The organism is Tenericutes bacterium MZ-XQ (genome assembly GCA_002838205.1).
GTDB lineage: Bacteria > Bacillota_I > Bacilli_A > Acholeplasmatales > Acholeplasmataceae > Mariniplasma.
The window spans coordinates 2028070-2049139 of the sequence record CP017950.1 but is presented as its reverse complement, the minus strand read 5'-3'; the positions used below and the strand labels follow the sequence as shown (position 1 = coordinate 2049139).

General features: G+C 32.1%; 18 protein-coding genes and 1 pseudogene. 16 read left to right on the top strand and 3 right to left on the bottom strand.

All coding sequences use genetic code 11. The features are described 5' to 3' along the window. Nucleotides 1–12 precede the first annotated feature (12 nt). Both BK011_10085 and BK011_10080 read right to left on the bottom strand, forming a co-directional pair. Nucleotides 13–864, bottom strand: a complete 852-nt coding sequence (locus tag BK011_10085; protein AUD66019.1) for a hypothetical protein — start codon at nt 862–864, stop codon at nt 13–15. After that, nucleotides 861–1208, bottom strand: coding sequence for a hypothetical protein (locus BK011_10080; protein AUD66018.1), 348 nt, complete (start codon nt 1206–1208; stop codon nt 861–863). Before BK011_10080 ends, BK011_10085 begins: the two co-directional genes overlap by 4 nt. A 172-nt stretch (nt 1209–1380) precedes the next feature. Here BK011_10080 and BK011_10075 point away from each other — a divergent pair, with 172 nt between their 5' ends. Next, nucleotides 1381–3684, top strand: a complete 2304-nt coding sequence (locus BK011_10075; protein ID AUD66017.1) for a hypothetical protein — start codon at nt 1381–1383, stop codon at nt 3682–3684. Nucleotides 3685–3772: 88 nt separating this feature from the next. After that, nucleotides 3773–4960, top strand: a complete 1188-nt coding sequence (locus tag BK011_10070) for a hypothetical protein (GenBank protein AUD66016.1) — start codon at nt 3773–3775, stop codon at nt 4958–4960. 40 nt (nt 4961–5000) lie between these two features. Here BK011_10070 and BK011_10065 read toward each other — a convergent pair whose 3' ends face one another. Then, complete coding sequence (locus BK011_10065) at nt 5001–5702, bottom strand: hypothetical protein (protein AUD66015.1); 702 nt, start codon at nt 5700–5702, stop codon at nt 5001–5003. Nucleotides 5703–5880: 178 nt separating this feature from the next. On the opposite strand from BK011_10065, the gene BK011_10060 reads away from it, so the two are divergent. The 14 genes and pseudogenes from BK011_10060 (at nt 5881) to BK011_09995 (ending at nt 21066) form a co-directional block, all read left to right on the top strand. Beyond that, nucleotides 5881–9249, top strand: coding sequence for a hypothetical protein (locus BK011_10060; protein ID AUD66014.1), 3369 nt, complete (start codon nt 5881–5883; stop codon nt 9247–9249). Next, on the top strand, nt 9239–9820 hold the full coding sequence (locus BK011_10055) for a hypothetical protein (protein ID AUD66013.1): 582 nt from the start codon (nt 9239–9241) through the stop codon (nt 9818–9820). The genes BK011_10060 and BK011_10055 overlap by 11 nt, the downstream gene beginning before the upstream one ends. 242 nt (nt 9821–10062) lie before the next feature. Then, nucleotides 10063–12249 carry a ribonucleoside-diphosphate reductase, adenosylcobalamin-dependent gene (locus BK011_10050; GenBank protein AUD66012.1) on the top strand — a complete coding sequence of 729 codons (2187 nt, stop codon included), beginning with the start codon at nt 10063–10065 and terminating at the stop codon, nt 12247–12249. Between the two features lie 88 nt (nt 12250–12337). Next, a complete protein-coding gene (locus BK011_10045; protein AUD66011.1) occupies nt 12338–13693 on the top strand; it encodes an aldehyde dehydrogenase in 1356 nt (451 codons plus the stop codon). Nucleotides 13694–13697: 4 nt separating this feature from the next. Then, nucleotides 13698–14009 carry a hypothetical protein gene (locus BK011_10040; protein ID AUD66010.1) on the top strand — a complete coding sequence of 104 codons (312 nt, stop codon included), beginning with the start codon at nt 13698–13700 and terminating at the stop codon, nt 14007–14009. A gap of 405 nt (nt 14010–14414) precedes the next feature. After that, entirely contained in the window at nt 14415–15323 is a 909-nt protein-coding gene (locus BK011_10035; GenBank protein AUD66009.1) for a hypothetical protein, read from the top strand. After that, nucleotides 15307–15888, top strand: coding sequence for a hypothetical protein (locus BK011_10030; protein AUD66008.1), 582 nt, complete (start codon nt 15307–15309; stop codon nt 15886–15888). Before BK011_10035 ends, BK011_10030 begins: the two co-directional genes overlap by 17 nt. 12 nt (nt 15889–15900) lie before the next feature. Beyond that, nucleotides 15901–16527 carry an NADH:ubiquinone reductase (Na(+)-transporting) subunit D gene (locus BK011_10025; GenBank protein ID AUD66007.1) on the top strand — a complete coding sequence of 209 codons (627 nt, stop codon included), beginning with the start codon at nt 15901–15903 and terminating at the stop codon, nt 16525–16527. 13 nt (nt 16528–16540) lie between these two features. Then, nucleotides 16541–17113 carry an NADH:ubiquinone reductase (Na(+)-transporting) subunit E gene (locus BK011_10020; GenBank protein AUD66006.1) on the top strand — a complete coding sequence of 191 codons (573 nt, stop codon included), beginning with the start codon at nt 16541–16543 and terminating at the stop codon, nt 17111–17113. 15 nt (nt 17114–17128) lie between these two features. Continuing rightward, nucleotides 17129–18211: an oxidoreductase gene (locus BK011_10015; GenBank protein AUD66005.1), complete on the top strand. Its 1083-nt coding sequence runs from the start codon at nt 17129–17131 to the stop codon at nt 18209–18211. Between the two features lie 82 nt (nt 18212–18293). Beyond that, complete coding sequence (locus BK011_10010) at nt 18294–19022, top strand: hypothetical protein (protein AUD66004.1); 729 nt, start codon at nt 18294–18296, stop codon at nt 19020–19022. Then, on the top strand, nt 19012–19758 hold the full coding sequence (locus BK011_10005; GenBank protein AUD66003.1) for a hypothetical protein: 747 nt from the start codon (nt 19012–19014) through the stop codon (nt 19756–19758). The genes BK011_10010 and BK011_10005 overlap by 11 nt, the downstream gene beginning before the upstream one ends. After that, nucleotides 19749–20474: pseudogene (locus tag BK011_10000) on the top strand (hypothetical protein). The gene BK011_10005 and the pseudogene BK011_10000 overlap by 10 nt, the downstream one beginning before the upstream one ends. A gap of 55 nt (nt 20475–20529) precedes the next feature. Continuing rightward, nucleotides 20530–21066 carry a 2'-5' RNA ligase gene (locus tag BK011_09995; protein AUD66002.1) on the top strand — a complete coding sequence of 179 codons (537 nt, stop codon included), beginning with the start codon at nt 20530–20532 and terminating at the stop codon, nt 21064–21066. Nucleotides 21067–21070: the final 4 nt, after the last annotated feature.

Here is a 21070-nt window from a genome sequence, read left to right as displayed (position 1 = left end):
TATGGACAGTAATTAAAAAAGGCTAGGAAGAGTTGACATTCTCAATTGTAGAGGTGTCAACTCTTTTATTATTTTACTTTGTCTATCTTCATTGTAATATGTGATGTAAGAATCGACAAGTGTTTTCATTTGTTTTATTGTGATTTGATGATGAAGATGCATACATTCACTTTTAAATTGACTGAAGAAAGATTCTATTGGACAATTATCTACGCAGCTGCCTTTTGCTGATACACTATGTTTTATCCAATGTCTTTTCAACCACCTATGGTAAGTTTGTCCAACAAATGCGGTACCTTGATCAGAATGCAGTATTAATCCTTTGCGATAATTTCTGGGTACGGTTCTTGTTGCTTGTTTTAAAGTATCCATGACTAGTTTCAAATCATTTCTTTCGGAAACTTTGTAACTGACAATATATTTATCATAGAGATCTTTTATCGCACACAAATAGATGGTTCCTTGTGTTGTGGGCAAATAAGAAACATCTATACTCCACTTTTGATTTGACATTTTTGTGGTAAAATCTCTTTGAAGGAGATTAGGAATGCGATGATGGTTGACCTTGCTATATCTTTTTCTCTTTCGTCTGATAATAGACTGAATACCATTCAGTTTCATGTATCGATACACGGTGCTCTTCGTGGTAAAGACGCCGTGTATTTTCTTTAATTTCATTTGAATTGTTTCTATGCCCCATCTTTTATCTTTATGGTAGAGACTAACAATCTGATGGTTAAGCAATTCATTGAACGCTTTATATTTTGGCCTACCTAAGCGAATCCATTCATAGTAACCGCTTCTTGAACATGACATCCTCATGCAGAGATAGATGATAGAATAACGATCCTTTAATTGGTCTATGACTTGGTATTTTTCTCGCGCGTTCTTAGGTAGGCTACCGCTTTTTTTATGTCTTCACCACTTTTGATATATTTTAACAGTTCTTCTTTACTCATGATGTCCAAGTTAAGCTTCTTAGGTCTACCTTTGTTTGGTATATCTTTTTTCGTACCTTTTCCTCTACGATCTACACAAGTGCCATGCTTTCGATACTGTTTTACCCATAAATCTAATTGACTATGAACAATATCAAAACTTCTAAGTATTTGACGCTGTGTTTTCTCTTTGCTTAAATACAGTTCTACAATCTTGTTTTTCTCATCAATTGTATACGATGGATGCTTTCTTGTTTTTCTTTCATTCATTCTAACGACTCCTTTATATTCATTCTAACAAAAAAAGCTAGAACACTATACTATGTCCTAGCCTTTTTTTAAGTTGTCCGTTTTAATCAAATAGTTTCATATGAGCGTTTTTTTATAAGAATTTCAAATAACTGTTAAAATATGGAGTGAACAAAAAAAGGAAGTGAAAGACATGTTACAACTAAAAAATATTAAAAAAGATTACATGTTAGCTGGAAAACCATTTCCAGCACTAAAAGGTGTAGATCTAGAGTTTAAAGAAAATGAGTTTGTTTCAATCTTAGGTCCGTCAGGGTGTGGAAAAACAACAATGCTCAACATCATTGGAGGTCTTGACAGATACACGAGTGGTGATTTATTAATCGAAGGTAAATCAACAAAAAACTTTAAAGACCAAGATTGGGATGCTTATCGGAATGCGACGATTGGTTTTGTTTTTCAAACCTATAACCTCATCTCACATTTATCTGTCTTAGACAATGTTGAGATGTCATTAAGACTTGCTGGCGTATCTCCAAAGGAAAGAAAAGAGCGTGCACAAAAAGTACTTATTGAAGTCGGTTTAGAGGAACATTTATACAAAAGACCTAATCAATTATCAGGTGGGCAGATGCAAAGAGTTGCGATTGCTAGAGCACTTGTTAATAATCCCAAAATTCTTTTAGCTGATGAACCTACAGGAGCATTAGATAGCGAAACAAGTGGACAAATCATGAGACTCATTCAAAAGATATCAAAAGATAGACTAGTGATCATGGTTACGCATAACTCTGAAATCGCAAATACATATAGCGATCGCATTGTTCATTTACTAGATGGTCTTGTTACTGATGACTCAAGACCAGCTGATTTAAATAAAGAAGATAAGAAAGAAAAGTTAATCAATCAAAGAACTTCAATGTCTTATGGTACTGCCATAAAAACCAGTTTTAAGAACTTATTAACTAAAAAAGGAAGAACAATTATAACTGCGATTGCAGGTAGTATTGGTATTATTGGGATTGCATTGGTCTTAGCTATTTCTAATGGCATGACTGAATATACAAGTAATATTCAATCTGATACTTTGGCTGGTTTTCCAATTACAGTCGATCAAACTGTAGTGCAATTTGGACCACCAGAAGAAGTGACAAATCCTAGACCTGATTTAGAGTTTATTGATGATGATGTTTTTTATCCTTATGACCAAACATCAAGTTTGACTCAACACGAGAATATTATTACTCCTGAGTTTGTTGATTATCTCGAAGATATGGATGATAGTTATTATAATTCTATTTCGTATACAAGAGGTATCATGTTAAATATGGTAAATCTGTCAGATAATGGTGGTTATATTAAAGTACAAACAACCAGTTCAGGTAATCCATTTTTTGGAGGTAGCTCATATTTTAATGAAATGCCAAACAATAAAACCTTTATAGAATCTCAGTATGATGTACTTTATGGTAGTTATCCAACAGATTATCAAGATGTTGTCTTAATTGTAGATGAAAGAAATAGAGTAGATTTATCACTACTTGAAAATTTAGGTATATCTATTGAAGATGATTATCAATCTTCTGATTTAGTCGGACAAACATTTAAGGTTGTTTTAAATGATGTTTATTATCGTGAAATATCAGGTGTTTATATACCAAGTACAGATTATGAAACGATGTATAATGACTCTACATCAATCACTTTATCTATATCAGGTATCTTAAGAGTAAAAGAAGACGCATCTTCTGAAATATTAGATACTGGCATTGGATATACTTCTGATTTAACAGATAGACTACTTGAAATTGAAAAAGACTCAAATATTGTTTTAGCACAAAGTGCAAATCCAAGTACAAATGTACTAACTGGACTTTCCTTTAATACTCAAATTACATATGAGCAAGTGATGAGGTTAATCGGTGGAGATGATACACCAGTGGGTATCCAAATTTATCCAGTATCTTTTGATGATAAAGATGAGATCAAAGCGTATATCGATGCATATAATGAAGGTAGAGACGAAGTTAATCAAATCATTTATACGGATTTAGCAGAATCTATATCATCAACCATTCAGGGTTTGATTAACACAATAACAATCATTCTAACTGCGTTTGCGGCGATATCGCTTGTCGTATCTTCTGTGATGATTGGTATTATCACATATGTATCGGTTGTTGAAAGAACAAAAGAAATTGGTATCATGAGAAGTTTAGGCGCTAGAAAGAAAGATATATCTAGAATCTTTAATGCTGAAACTTTACTCATTGGATTTACTGCAGGTATATTTGGTATTGTGATTGCATATCTATTAATTATCCCTATTAATGTCATTGTGGAAAACTTCATTGATGAGCCTGGGTTTGCAGGACTATTAGTTACACATGCATTATTTTTAATTGTACTATCGACAATACTAACTTTAATTGCTGGCTTGTTTCCAAGTAAAATCGCAGCTAAAAGAGATCCTGTGGTTGCACTTAGAACTGAATAATACCCAAAAACACGAGAAAATAATCTCGTGTTTTTTTTCAATCTCTATGCTATAATCAAAATATAACTTATACAATCAGGGGAAAACCATGAAAAAAATTTATATACTTTTTTTAGTACTCATTTTGATTAGCATAAGTGGTTGTACGAAAAATATTGAAAATATAGAGTTGTTTCATCCGATGAGTAACGATGTTAATCACAGTAAAGAAGACATCCTAACATATATCAATCATGTTGTCGATGAAATGCCTATTGATCCCAATTTAAATCTTACCTATGGACTTGATATTATTGATCGAAGCTATTATGATTTTTATCAATCAGAATCATTTGACATAGGTAATAATGATGATTTTATTTCAGTCAAGGCATATTTAGAATATATGATTTTAGATTTGGGCCAAGTTCAATCATTTATTGAGAATGAATTTTTAGAAATTGATGATCAAAGAAAAGTTAGATTTTGTTTAGAAGATGAAGCGCTTAGAATTGAAACACTTAGTGCTTATGCAAAGTCTAATCAATTTTTTCACCACATCACTTATATAGATAAAGATGAAGAAAACCGAATTGTTTATGACAAGCTGTACTTTGAATATGAACTTGATCAAAGGAATCTAGTCATGTCAGGTAGAGAATCCTTTGTTAAGGGGAAAAGCACTTTAACTATTCTTATTGATCATAAACATGAACGTTTTGCATATGAGCTTAATGATTATGAAACAATGAGCTTCTTTTATTATTCAAACTTCATGAGTAAAATTATTAAGTACAAAGATCAAGAGAGTCCTTTTGAGTATATAAAGATACAAGATAAAAAAGAACTCACACTATATAAAAATCATAGAGTGTTTGGCTATTTTGATATGAGCTCTGATCGAATTGAAGCAAAAATCAACTTATTAGAAGTTCCATCTTGGAATCAACTTGTTAAGATTTCAATTGATATAGGATCCTACAGAATCATCAATGATAATCAAATGATCACTGATACTTATGCAACAATTGGACTTGATGCATATCATTTGCCTTATGTCGATTATATAATACCTTTAGAAAATGATGGAAATTCTACTGTGAATCAAGATTTAAACTTTAGTTTTTCTGATGAAGATATCATTAGTGCCTTCCAACAATTTGAAAGTGTCATAGATCAAGCTTTACTTGATTATGATATTGTAGAGGATATCAAAGACAATATAAAGTATATGATGGAAATCATTTCATATTATCCAAGTGGATCATTAGTAAAAAAACATGTGAGATTATTTTAGTATTAAGGACAGCAAAAAGACAGTTCGAAAACTGTCTTTTTTAATTTTGATAAATATCATCATCTGACACATCATCCATATCGATAATGATGCGTCCATTTCTTGTATCTTTTATATTATTTTCTTCGTTAAATCTTGTTTGAGATTTTGGAGCATCAGGAATGAAAATATAAGTAATGATAATACCTACGATAAATCCACCGATATGACCCCAAAAACTTAATACACCACCTAAAGCTAGAGTTAATACGATATTTATAAATGAAATCGATCGAATTGATCTTATACCATATGGTGAAAACCAGTTGGATTTCAAATATGTTAATATGAGTAATCCACCCATAATTCCATATAATGCACCACTAGCTCCAATCGTTACGATATCTGGATCGCTAAATAACCAAACAGCTACTGACGAACCTAATCCACTTACCATATAAAGTATGACATATTTTGAGCTCCCTAATAATCTTTCGGTAAATCCTCCTAAAAAGTATAAGAAATAAGAGTTCATTAAAAAGTGGAATAAACCTCCGTGCAAGAACATGGCGACTAACAATCTATAGTATTCTTTATTTTCTGTAACATATCTTGGAACTAATCCACCATTATCCGCTAATGACTCCGGGCTAAATCCACCATTAAATAGAACCACAAAGAACATGATTGTATTTAATGAAAGCAGAACAAATGTTACAGGATGTCTTTTAAAATATAATTTTATTAAATCTGAAAAATTCATATGCATCACTTCCTATATTTGAGTTTACATGAAATATTTAAAAAGATAAAGCCATATGGAAATTATGGTATTTCATGGAATGATACAAAATGATTGCATTCATACATATATATTTGGTATAATCAATTCTAGACCCGACCGAACGGTCGGTCGGATATGAAATACAAGGAGAAAATTTATGAGCAAATATAGTGTAAAAAAACCAATTACTGTTTTAATGGGTGTCTTAATCATCATCGTTTTAGGCGCATTTTCTTTAACTAGACTTCCATTAACTTTATTTCCAGATATAGAGTTGCCTTTTGTTGTAACGGTTACAGCATTTCCTGGAGAAAACCCTGAAACATTAGAAAGAGAAGTTACTGATAAGATTGAATCTACAGTAGCTACCATAGGGAATTTTGAAGAAGTAGAATCTATGAGTTATGAGAATTTCGCTGTCTCAGTTATCACATTTGCGGATGGAGCAAATATGGATGCAGTTGTTATTGAAATGAGAGAAAATTTAAACAACATTGCATTTGCAGATGGTGTTGACCAAACAAGAATCTTAAGAATATCACCGGATATGCTCCCAGTCATGACAGTTACTTTATTTAAGACATATGATGAAAACTTATCTGATGAAGAAATATTAATTCGTAACACAGAATGGATTAATAAAGAAGTGATAACAGATTTAAATAGTATTCCTGGTGTTGCTGATATATCCATAGCTGGTGATGCTGATGTAGTCTTACAGGTGCAACTTGATGAAGCTAAACTAACAACTTATGGCGTCACTCAAACAGATGTTTTAGCTATTATTGAAGAACAAAACGTTGGTGGCCTCATTGGTGTTGCGCTTGACCAAGGCGAGATTAGAATGCTTTATCTTGGTGATCAACCACAGACGATTGAACAGATAGAAAATCTTGCGATTTTGTTTGATGGATCAGATGTTGTGAAACTTTCAGATTTAGCTATAGAAAACGGCATTAAATATATCGATGCATCAGAAGAAAGCTATTCAAAAATAAATGGACAACAAGGTATTCAAATATCATTTCAAAAACAAAATGATATTGGAATCACTGAAGCAACAGCAAACATTATAGCAGCGTTAGATGAAATCATTGAGAATAATCCTGGCGCAGAATATATGATATTACTAGATCAAGGTGAATATATCAATACATCAATTAATTCTGTTGTTCAAAACATTATCATTGGTGGTTTATTAGCGATTATTATCTTATTTGTATTTTTAAAAGATATCAAACCAACACTGATTATTGGCCTCGCTATACCGATTTCAGTTGTAGCAGCTTTTATGATGATGTATTTCTCAAATGTAACGTTAAATATAGTCTCTATGGGAGGTTTAGCACTTGCAATTGGTATGTTAGTGGATAACGCTGTTGTTGTTATTGAAAACATATATCGTATGATCCAAGAAGGCAAATCTAAAGTAGAAGCATCCATTGAAGGTGCAAAACAAGTTGCTGGAGCAATTACTGCTTCAACTTTAACGACTGTAGCTGTGTTCCTGCCAATCGTCTTTGTTGAAGGTTTAATCAGTGATGTGTTTATGTCTATGGCACTAACGATTGCATTTGCTTTAAGTGCTAGTTTGATCATTGCATTATCTGTTGTCCCATCGATGAGTGCTAAGCTTCTTAATGATCAAAAAGAGATTAAAGAAGGAAAGATTATTCATACATTAAAATCGTGGTTTGAATCATCAGTTTTATTCACGATTAAGCATAAAGCTCTAACATTTGCTGTTGTTATATTGCTACTCCTAGGTTCATTTTTTGTAGTATATCAAAAAGGATTTATATTACTTCCAGAATCTGATGAAGGTAGTATAGATGTTAGTATTGAAACTCAAAGCTTAACATCATTTCAAGGGAAAGCAAATCTTGCAGATGCTATGACAGAAGTGTTCATGGACATAGCAGATGTTGAGACAGTTGCGACTACCATCAACAGTAATACTGGTATGGGAAATATGAATATGTTTGGTTCTGGTTCAGATATTAGCTTTACAATAAACTTAAAAGCTAATCGTAAATTAACTACAGTCGATAATGAAAATCTAATTATTGATATCATAGATACGTTTAATTATGATGATATTGAAGGCATCAGTAATTCAGATATTTTAGATTACAATGTTAGTGCTCAAAATTCAGCAGGACCATTAACTGGAGGTTCTGGAATTGCAATTAAAATCAGTGGTTATGATCTATTGACTTTAGAAAGTATCGCTAATGATGTTTCAGGCATTTTGGCAACTATAGATCATGTAGTTGAGATTGATAATGGGGTAAACCAAGGTAGTGATAATGTAAAATTAACTGTTAATCAAAATCAGGCGATGACTTTCGGTTTAACGTTAGAAGATGTCAATCAAAATTTGAACTATCTTTTCGATAATTTATCTGGACTTACAGCTGGTGAAGTTGTAACTGTAAGTATTGAAGGTATTTCTTATGAACTTAATATTCCAAATGAAGCTCTAGAAGGTTTTAGCTTAGATTTATTTGGTGATTATCTAACTTTCTTAGGTGGCGTAAAATTATTCGATGATCAAACAAGAGCAATGATTGAAACTTATCAAGAAAACTCAAATATGAGTGTTTATGTTCCAAATTTCATGTTACCAACATATGTACCTGGAACTCCAATTCAATTTATTATTAATCCATTTTTAGTCGTAGATAACGGAGAAATAGTGCTTAATCCTATGGATATGGTTAATCCAAGTTTAGCTAGTTTAGCGGTTGCTCCTCTATATAATATAAGTGATACATCTCAAAGTGTGACTACTGTCGAAAAAGTAACTGGATTTAATACGATTTATACAGATGGCACAAATCGTTACTTAACTGTTAGAGCTCAAGTTGAAGAAGGTTTTAATGTTACACTGATTAGCTCTGATGTCACAGAAAAAGTCAATGATTATATCGAAAGTGACTTTCAAAATTATGGTAATGGTTATGATATAGAATTTGCTGGTGAAAATGAAGAAATCATGGACGCTGTTGAAGATTTAGTGATTGCAGCTGTTGTAGCTATTTTACTTGTTTATATGATTATGGCTATTCAATTTCAATCTTTACTATATCCACTCATCATATTAGCAACTATACCTTTAGCGTTTACTGGTGGATTCATCGCGTTATTTATTACAAATATGAACTTATCGATGGTTTCGATCATGGGGTTAATTATACTAGTTGGTGTTGTTGTTAATAATGGTATTGTGTTAATCGATTACATCAATAAACTTAGAGATAAGGGTTATGGTGTTAAAGATGCAATCGTCGAAGCTGGTAAAACAAGACTAAGACCAATCTTTATGACGGCATTAACAACGATTTTAGCCTTGTTTGTTATGGCTTTAGGAATTGGTGAAGGATCTGAGTTGTTACAACCTATGGCTATTACCGCTATCGGTGGATTAATATATGCAACGATTTTAACTTTGGTTGTCGTTCCAGCGATTTATGCTTTGTTTAACCGGAAGGTAATTAAAGAGGAGATTAACCATGCAAACTAAAGATAAAATCATTGAAACTATGATTGATTTTATTAAGGAAGATAAAGATATTTCTCAGGTTTCATTATCTGAAATTGCAAAAAAAGCTGAGATTGGTAAATCTACAGTCTATGAATATTTTTCAAATAAAGATGAGTTAGTATCAGATACATATATGTTTATGTTTAACTATTATGAGAACTTATTAACACAACCGCTTAAATCAACAGCGTTTAGAGATGCTTTTATTGAGCAAGTGAAGATGATTTTAGATGCTATGAAAGACGCGAAAAATATCATTGAAACAATCATGAATAAGCATCATCAAATCAATTATCCAAATCAAGCGACTTTTGATGACAAATTAGATGAGATAAAATCAAAAATGGAAGAAAGATTCCTTAGTATATTCAAAATGGGCGTTGAGCAACAGATGATAACACCGCCATTTAAACAAGATAAAACTAGAGGTTATGTCATTCAAGCTTTAATTAATGGACTTTTATTTCAGTATATTAACGATCAAACAGATTTAAATGAAAACGAGTTATTAGACCTTATTTATGATGAAGTCTTAAAGACATTTAAGTGATAAACTTCAAAGAGTTAATCAAAAAAATGATTAACTCTTTTTTCTTTAAGCAAATATTTTGAAGTTAAAACTATATATGTCTATAATGTAGATATTAGAGTTAAAAGGATAGTTGAGCGATATCCAAATTGTTTATATTTTTTATGTTCTAAATGAAAGTATTTTCATTCAAAAAATCATACACATACTAGTTCATAATATGATACAATGCTAGTATAGAAAATTAAGGGGTGTAGATAAGTATGTATGTAGTGAAACGTAATGGAGCAAAGGAACTCTTTGATTTCAACAAGATTGCTTTAGCAATGTTTAAAGCCTATAAAGGGGTAGGTGCGAACTTTTCTTTAGAAGACTGCAAGAAGCAAGCTGAGAAAATCACAAAGAGTTATAAGAAAGATGAAGATGTCAATATTGAACAAATTCAAGATGACGTTGAAAACTTTTTGATGCAGTCTAAGCAGTATGAAGCTGCTAGAGCATATATTAAATATCGTGAAAAGCAAAAACATGATCGTGATAACCCATGGTCAGATAATGACGAAAGACAAGATTTAATCTTACAAAAATACTTAATTAAAGGTGAAGGAAAAAAAGAATTCTTAAAAAGAATTAGCTTAGGTAAGTCATCTTTAGAAAAAATCCTAAGAAAAAAAGAAGCTATTTTTGGTGGTCGTAATTTGTATGCGATTGGTAGAGATGGAAACATTACTGGTTCAAATTGCTATGTAACAGAAGATCCACAAGATAGCTTAGAAAGCATTTATAAAGTCGACTACCAAATCGCTAGAACTTATAGTTATGGTGGCGGACAAGGGATGAACTTATCAAATATTCGTCCTAAAGGTGCTAAGGTTAATAATAGTAGTAATACAACACCTGGTGTCATGGTATTTGCAGAGAAATATTCACACACAACGTTAAATACACAACAAGACGCTAGACGTGGTGCATTAATGTTAGTTTTAAATATTGATCACCCAGATATTATTGACTTTATTACTACAAAACTTGATTTAAGTAAAGTGAATGGTGCAAATATTTCTATCGCTTTAACAGATGACTTTATGCAAGCAGCTAAAGACAATAAAGATTGGGTGATGAAGTTTGAAACACCATATGAGATTATTGAAAAGAAAGTAAATGCTAAAGAGTTATTAAAACTTGTAGGTTATGCTGCACACACAATGGGTGATCCTGGTGTTGTGTTTATCGATCATATGAATGATTATCACTTCATGAGTGAGTATGATGATGTAAGATTTACTGCAACTAACCCATGTGGTGAACAACCACTTATGGCACATGGTTCATGTAATTTAGGTAGTATTAACTTAAATGCTTTTGTCAAACATCCGTTTACTGATGAAGCGTATTATGATTTCGATCGTTTTGACTTTGTAACTAGTGAAATGATTTATGCACTTGATGAGTTGTTAACATTACTCGGAGATCGTCATGCACTTCCTGAACAAAGGAAACACGTAACTGAGTACCGTGAAATCGGATTAGGTGTTATGGGATTAGCTGATTTAGCATTATCGATGAAACTCCCTTATGGATCAAAACCTTTCTTAGAGTTTTTAGATAAACTCATGAGAAGAATGATTAATACAGCAACTAAAGCGAGTGCATTAAATGCCAAAGCATTAGGTGTTTTCCCAAGATTTGATTATGATAAAGTTTCTAATTCAACATTCTACAAGACTGCTATCGATAAAGATACCGACGAATTAGTTAAAAAATATGGTATGAGAAACTCGAGATTATTAAGTATCGCGCCTACAGGTTCAATATCTAATATTCTTGGTGTTAGTGGTGGTGTTGAGCCGTTCTTCCAAATCAACTATACAAGAAGAATTGTAAGTATGTTTGAAGAAGAAAAAACAATCACTGTTTGGGAAAAGACTCCGCTTGCACTTGCAAAAGCAATGCATGTCGAACCAGAAGATCTACCTGCATGGGCTTTAATTACATCTCAAAATATTGATTTTGAAGATCGTGCAAATGTTCAAGCAACCATTCAAAAATATGTTGATACAGCTATTTCATCTACATTCAATTTGAATAATAATGCAACAGTTGAAGATGTAATGAACATTTATACAACCGCATGGTCTAAAGGATTAAAAGGAGCTACAGTCTTTAGAGATCGTTGTGCGAAGATCGGTATTTTAGCAGGTGTTAATGAAGATACTAAAGATTTAAATCCTGCAACCCCACCTCATCTACATGTTGAGGAAAAATGGGTTGATAAAAAGAAAGGCGAAGTAAAAGAGTATGTAACTCATATTTCTGTTTCTCAATCAGGATATACACCTGAAAAGATTGAAAAAGAGTTGTGTCCTTTATGCGGAGACGTTCTTGTTAAAAAACAAGGATGTATACAATGTAGTGATCCAGACTGTGTTTACGAGAAATGTGCAATCTAGATATTTAGAACCAGATAATCTCTGGTTCTTTTTTTTCGAGTAACCTATAGATATTTGTTATAATATAATTAACTTAAGAGGTGATGATATGCTAGATATACTAAAAAAACAAAAATCATATTTTTTAACAGATGAGACTAAAAAATATGATTTTCGAATGAAGCAACTTCAAAGATTAAAAGAAGCAATTGAAGCGTATGAAGATAAACTCATTGATGCTTTATATAAAGATTTACATAAATCAGCAATTGAAGCATATACAACTGAGATTGGATTTGTTTATAAATCAATTAAAATTGCGTTAAAAAGTTTGAAAAAATGGATGAAAGTTTCCAAGGTAAGAACACCTATTTTTATGTTTGGGTCTAAATCTTATAAGATGTATGAACCGCTTGGAAGTGTATTAATCATTGGTCCTTACAATTATCCATTCCAGCTTGTTATTGAACCTTTGATTGGTGCGATATCAGCAGGTAATACTGCGATCATTAAACCAAGTGAATATACAAAAAACACAGAACAAGTGATCTTGAGTATGTTTGATGAGTATTTTGATGAAGCATATATAAAAGTTGTGACAGGTGATAAAGATGTGACAAGTGAATTATTAGATTTAAGATTTGATCATATCTTTTTTACAGGCAGCACTGAAGTAGGTAAAATAGTATATCAAAAAGCAAGTAAACATTTAATCCCTGTAACTCTAGAACTCGGCGGAAAAAGTCCAACGATTGTCTTAAAAGATGCTGATTTAAAACTAGCCGCAAGACGTATTGTGTTTGGTAAGTTTTTAAATGCAGGTCAAACATGTATAGCACCTGATTATATTTATGTCGATGAGACTGTTCATGATGAGTTTCTTGCTTATTTAAAAGAAGAAATTCAAAGACAATATCCAAATATCAATGATTTGGGACATATAGTAAATGAAAGACATCATCAAAGACTTAAAGGTTTGGTTGATGAAAACAAGGTAGTTTTTGAGTATGAAAACAAGGATGAGGGTTATTTTCTATCTCCGGTCATCATGACCAATGTCACTTGGGATGATAAAGTCATGCAAGAAGAGATTTTTGGACCGATTTTACCTATTATTAAATTCAAAGATACACATACAATCATAGAAACTTTAAAGACAAAAGAAAAACCACTTGCATTATATCTTTTTACCGAAGATAAAAAGATGATGCAAGAAGTGTTTACTAAACTTTCCTTTGGTAATGGAGCAATTAATGAGGCATTAATGCAAGTTGCAAATCCAAATCTTCCTTTTGGTGGAGTTGGACACAGTGGTATGGCAAGATATCATGGTGTTTATAGCTTCAAAGCCTTCTCACATTTAAAGACCTTTACAAAGAAGACGACATTTTTTGATGTGAAATTAGCTTATCCTCCATACGATAAAAATAAAGAAAAAATCATTAGAAAGATATTGAAGCCATAAACATATGAAATTATCTAAAGAAGACAAAAAAACGATAAAACAGTTAAAAAAAATGTATAAAACAAGTCTATTTAGGCCACTATTCTATACATTTTTTTATGGGTTAGCGTTGATTGGTGCGATTGCTTTACCAAGTGAATTAGTTAAACATAGATGGATTATTATTATTGTTTTAGTCCTATTTCTTACGTTGACATGGACAATGTATACACTAGAAAAAAAGCATGATAAAGATATAAAAGAAGAGGTAGATGAAATCATCTATAACATTGAACACGATCTTGAAATCGATGATGAAGAGATGAATCTCGTTTAAAAAAAGCTTTTATCCATTTATACGTTCTTTTTTTGGACAGTTGTTTCATCTTCACTTTTTAGTTTAGTCATTGTTTTTAAGGATATCTTGCCTGTTGGTCAAATCCTTTTAACAATCATATTCATATTTCTAGGATTAATCACTTCGATTTTCTTTATCATCAGTCTAGTTAAATATCTTGAAATGAAATCTTATTCTAATCATATGCTTTAAACAAAAAAGACCTAAAATCAAAGTTTCAGGTCTTTTTTGTTTAACTTTGATTGATTTTTATTTAAATTTATTTAGAATTCAACTAAAAATGCATGAGAACCTATACATGCAAGTTTATTGTGATAAAATAAAGATAAATTTAGTGGGCTTATTAGTTCACTTATAAAACATATAGAAAGTAGCGGTGACTTTATGACATTATCCTATGACTCAGTGATTAAGAAGGCACTCGATAAAAGAAACCTGACAATCATGACGATTGCTTTATCGGTTTTAGTGCTTGCGTCTACGATCATATTCGGTTATCAAGTCTTGGTGGTTGCTGCAGTTTCACTTGTAACTGCACTTCTAGTAGAATTGATGTTTTCTAAAGGTAGAAAAATCGAATTTGACGGCGCATGGATGATTTATCCATTATTACTTACACTGCTCATACCATCAACATTAGAATTAAAGCATGTTTGGATGGTTGCAGTAGGTTCTGCATTTGGAACGTTTTTTGGAAAAGGTATTTTTGGGGGAAGTGGTAAATATGTTTTTAATCCGGCACTTGTTGGACTTTTATTTATAACGATTTCATTTCCGGCATATTTCCCTACAATGCTTGTTAGAGCAAATCAGGTAGGCACAGATTATACATTGATGCAAATGCTTTTAGGTGATGCACCCGGAGCTTTGGGTGAGACTTTGAGATTAGGAATCATTATTTTGGGACTTGTTTTAATTGGTCTTAAAGTGATTGATTGGAAAATCCCACTGACCATTTTACTAGGTGTATTTGTTTTTACTCAGTTAGGTGTATGGTTCGGATTTGATGGTTTTCCTGATAGTGCATTTAATAGTTTATTTGTTGGGAATTTGGTCTTAGTCTCATTTTTTATCGCAACCGATGAAACAACAGCCCCTCTATTTCCTTGGGGTCGTGTGTTATTTGGTATTGGGATTGCTTTTTTAACAGTTTTAATTAGATTCTTTGCAACATTCCCTGATGGAACTATGTTTGCAATTATATTAATGAGTGCGGTAGCACCATTAATCGATAGTATGTTTTTTGCTAGAATCGAAAAGAAAGAAGGTGCAACTGATGAATCAAAATCTTAAAATGATGATATTTGTCGTAATTTTAGGTTTAGTAACAAGTGCACTATTGTTAGGTGCTAATGCATTGACAGAAGATCGTATTGAACTAAACAAGGAAGCTAAATTGAAATCAGCGATACTAGACGGATTTGAAATTGAGTATAACTTCACAAATATCCATGATGTTTTCGATGATGAGGTAACTATTTTAGAAGAAGATGGCTACACATTCTATGTAAATGATCAGACAGGTTCTGTTGCTTATCGCTTCGAGGGTAGCGGATTATGGGGACCTATCATTGGTATATTAACTTTAGACTCTGATTTTGAAACGATTGTTCGTATTACGATATTGGAACAAGAAGAAACGCCTGGTTTAGGTGGTGTGGTTGCTGAAAGACCGTATTTAGATAATTATGTTGGTGTTAAAATGACGCCTTCGATTGATGTGACTAAAGAAGGTGCAACAGAACCGAATCAAGTCGATGCAATTACTGGTGCTACTGGTACTTCAAATGCATTTGAAGGCATCCTCAATGACAACTATGATGAGTATAGTGCTGCATGGCAAGCACTTAATGAGTAGGGGGATGATTAAATGAAATTAATTAGAATTAAGTATAAGAAATGGTTTAACATTTTTAAAGATGGTGTTGCGACAAGCAATCCAATTGCTATAGCTGTTTTAGGGATTTGTTCTGCGTTAGCAGTTTCAAATCGTGTAGAAAACGCAATAGCTATGGGTTTAGGTGTTACATTTGTTGTGATGGCAAGTTCTGCAACGGTTTCTTTGATTAGAAACTTTATTCCTGGAAAAGTAAGAATGGTAACTTACATGGTTATTATTTCTACATTTGTTATTATCGTACAGTTATTTTTGCAATCATATTTTCCACAAATTGCAGATTCACTTGATGCATATGTTGGACTAATTATTACAAACTGTATTGTTATGGGACGTGCTGAAGCTTTTGCTGCTAAAAACCCAGTTAAATATTCTTTAATTGATGGAGCAGCAAGTGGTCTAGGTTATGCACTTGTTTTAGTAGCTGTTGCGTCTGTTCGTGAAATATTAGCATTTGGTACTTTCTTAGGTACTCGTGTTGTTGGACCAGATTGGATTAACTGGGTTGCAATGACAATGGCTCCAGGTGGGTTCTTTGTATTAGGACTTATGATATGGGGCATTAGAGTAATGACCAAGAATTACGAAACAAATATATAGGAGGGCATAGAAAATGAATATTATTGAACTATTTATATCGTCAATATTAAATAATAATATTGCACTTGTTTTCATTTTGGGTATGTGTCCTTTGATTGCAATCTCTACGAGTGTTAAAAATGCTAAAGGGATGGGAATTGCAGTTGTATTTGTTGTGACTATTACTGCTGTTATCAATTATCCGATTTATCAATTGTTACTTGCTACAAATACTGAATTTATCAGTTTAATCGTGTTTATTATCACAATTGCAGCTGTTGTACAATTGCTAGAGATATTCTTAGAAAAATTTTCACCAAGATTATATAATGCATTTGGGATTTTCTTACCACTGATCACAGTAAACTGTGTTGTATTAGCAGTTTCATTGTTTTTCGTCAATAGAGATTATACATTTTTAGAAACTGTATCCTTTTCATTTGGATCTGGTGTTGGTTGGATGATCGCGATTATTTTAGTTGCAGGTTTAAGAGAAAAGCTTGCGAAGATTTCTAATCCACCTAAAGGATTAAGAGGAAAAGCAATCGTATTTATTATCTTAGGTATCTTAGCATTAGCATTTATGGGCTTTACAGGATTAGTATAAGAAGGAGGAGATGTTATGAATTGGGTATTACCTATTGTTTTAGTTAGTGTATTAATTGTCATCTCTTTAGTTCTTATTTTAGTTGAAAAATTACTAGGTGGTGGTGGTGAAAAAGTCATCACAATCAACGATGAAACTAAAATACCTGTTAAAGGTGATGACACAGTTTTAAATACATTATCAAGCGAGAAAATATTTATCCCATCTGCATGTGGCGGTAAAGCAACATGTGGCTTATGTAAGTTTAAATTAGTTGGTGGAGATGGACATTTAAAACCAACAGAAGAACCATTTATTAGCGAAGAAGAAAGAGAAGAAGGCGTGAGACTTTCTTGTCAAGTAAAAGTAAAGAGTGATATGAAAATATTATTACCTAAAGGTTTGTTAAACGCTAAGGAGTATAAGACAGTTGTATCGCATGTTTCTGATTTAACTTATGATATTAAACTGGTTAGATTTAAATTAATTGAACCAAAAGAGATGGATTTTAAACCTGGACAATATGTGCAAATTCAAGTGCCTGGGATTGAAGTGATCAGAGCTTATTCAATTGCATCTGATCCAAAAAATAAGAGTGAAATTGAACTTATCATCCGTTTAGTTCCAAATGGACAAGCAACAACATTTGTTCATAAAGCTATGGAAGTAGGCGATAAAATCATCATTACAGGGCCTTACGGAGACTTTTTCTTAAGGGAAGACTCAAATAAAGATATGATTTGTATTGCTGGTGGATCTGGAAAGGCACCGATCAGATCGATTTTATATGCACTTCAAGCTAGAGGTATGCATCGTAAAGTTAAGTACTTCTTTGGAGCTCGATCGAAGCGTGATTTATATTATACAGAAGAGTTTAGAGCGCTTGAAAAAGAGTTTCCAAACTTTCAGTATATTCCAGCACTTTCAGAACCACTTCCAGAAGATGAGTGGGATGGAGATGTTGGTTTAATTACTGATGTTGTTGATCGTCATACCAAAGATTTAAGTGATGTAGAAGGTTATCTATGTGGTTCACCAGGTATGATTAAAGCATGTATTAATGTATTAAAGAAACATGATATGAAAGATGACAACATTTTATTTGATAACTTTAGTTAAGGAGTGTATTTTTACACTCTTTTTACTTAAATTTGGTCATATTTTTTGAATTTCAATATTCCAATTTGTGTTAAGAGTAGGTATGGATTTATCATATCCGCCATTTGAAACTGTTGATGATGATGGTAATCCTACAGGTATTAGTGTGACACTTGCTGAAGAGTTTGGTAAGTTTTTAGGAAGAGAAGTGGAAATTGTAGATTTACCATTTGGAACTTTGATTACAGAATTAAATGCGAATACAATTGATGTGATCATAGGATCGATGAGTATTACTGAAGAAAGAGCATTATCTGTTGATTTTAGTGATCCATACTTTAATTTTCCGCTTGTATCACTTGTTAATAAAGACTTCTTTGATACAAATAATATCCAAACTAAAGATGATGTTTTCACTCTAGAAGGCGTTAGATTTGTTGGACCTAAAACATTCGCACCACTTGATATCGCAAGAAATTTAGCGAACAATCCGGTAATTAGAGAAGTTGATGATGTGAATGCGGCAGTACTAGAGGTTGTTAGTGGAACATCAGATGTATTTTTAATGAGTATTAGTAATGCAGCTGGGCATCATTTGGCAAATCCAGATACCACTGAAATATTACTAGATCCAGTGGTATTATCACCTATTGGTATGGCATTTAGAAAAGGTAATGAAGATTTAGTTGCACAAGCTAAAGAATTTATTGCAGGATTAGAAGCAAATGGAATTTATGATATTTTAAGAAATTTATATAACGATGATATAGCAGCAAACATTCCTGGAGAAACTTTAAACGTTTATTTACAAGAGATTATTGATGAAGAGTAATAAACCTTTAAATGTCGGACTAGCGCTTTTGTTTTACACAGCGCTAGTCGCTTTTATTGTATTTGCTTATCCAGGGAGAAGTAATTTTAGAATTGAAGCTATTTTTGGTTATTCCAACATCCTAATTAAAGGATATGTGAATACCATTGTCATTAGTATCATTGTTTTATTTTTAAGCATTATTTTTGGTTTTGTATTGTATTTGCTATCTGAGTCTAAATTTTTGGTATTTAAGTATATATCTAATATATTTAGTGAAGTCATCTTTGGTACGCCAACGTTAGTGTTTTTGATTGTTACCTATTATTTTATTGCAGTGCCTTTAGACCTTAGGAACCGTTTTTTAGCAGGCATTGTTGGATTTACTCTATTCATGGGACCTTATATGAGAAATGCTTTTATGGGTGCGATGAAATCCATTGATGATACTCAATATCAGGCTATGAAAGTATTAGGTTTTACAAATTATCAAAAATATAGATATATCATTTTACCGCAATTAGTAAAAGTAATCGTTCCGCCAATGATTGGTAATCTTGCGATTATCATTAAGGGATCGAGTTTGCTTAACTTTATTGGCGTGGAAGAGTTATATAACCAAATCACAACCATTCAATCTAGAACTTATGCAGTAGTGGAAAAGTATTTAATGATGTTCTTGCTTTATTTAAGTATTACATTACCTTTAATATTCTTAGCTAAATACTTTGAAAAGAAGGTGGCATCATGGATTTAATGTTAAAAAATATTGTTCAAACATATGAAGATAAGTTAATTTTAGATGATGTCAGCTTGAAGATTGAAAATAAATCAGGTATTGCACTTATTGGACCAAGTGGTGCTGGGAAATCAACATTACTAAGATTATTATCAGGCATTGAAGATCCTGTTTCTGGTGAGATTTGTCTAAATCATCATGAAGTAACTCATGAAGACAAAAGCGAGTATTATAAGAAAATTGGATTTGTATTTCAAGCACATAACTTATTTCCACATTTAACTGTACTTAGAAATATAACATTAGTATTAGAAAAAGTGCACAAGATGGATATTAATGAAGCAAATAGGGTTGCATTAGATTTATTGTAGCAATTTGAACTTATTGAACATAAAGATAAGATTCCAGCAAAGATATCAGGTGGTCAGGCACAAAGAGCGAGTATCATTAGATCTTTGGCAATATCTCCTGAAGTTGTGTTTTTAGATGAACCAACAAGCGCACTTGATCCAATCTTAACGCACGAAGTATTAAAAACAATACTAAAACTTCGTGAAAAAAATATGAATTTTATGATTGTCACCCACGAGATTGCGTTTGCAAAAAAAGCTGCTGATTATATTGTCTTTATGGAAAATGGCAAAGTGATTGAACATGGAGATGTTTCTATCTTAGATCATCCAAAAACAGATAGACTTAAAAATTTTATTGATAAAGTGAGTTATGACATATAAAGGATTAGAAATAATCCTTTTTTTGTTATAATGAATGTATGAAAGTTGGTGTTTTATGAGAATATTTGTAGGCATTGATATACCAGATCATATTAAAGAAGCAATCCAGATTGAATCAAGCAAGTTTTTAAAGTACTGTGAATCATTCAGACAAGTTGAGCATCATCTTTATCATGTAACATTAAAGTTTTTAGGCGAACTTAGTGTGAGTGACTTAGAAGATTTAGAAGATATTTTAAGAGCTTCTTTAAAAGGATATAAAGCATTTGATGTTCACCTTAAAGATTTAGGGTATTTTGAAAAGAAAGACGGAAATATCTTATGGATGGGTATGGGACTAGGTGTAGGAAAACTTAAGGAACTCCATAAAGCAATAGACGATAAGATTAATGAGCGGTTCCAACTTGAAAAAGGTTTTTTTAGTCCACATGTTACGCTTGCTAGAAAAGTGATTGTTAAAGATTTGAATACATTTAAGAAAAATAAGACAAGAGAGTTTATTTTTGAAGCTAAAGAGGTTGTCATATTTTATAGTCATCATGTGGATGATGCTTTAACCTATACACCAATGACAAAGATTAAATTAGATTAAAGGA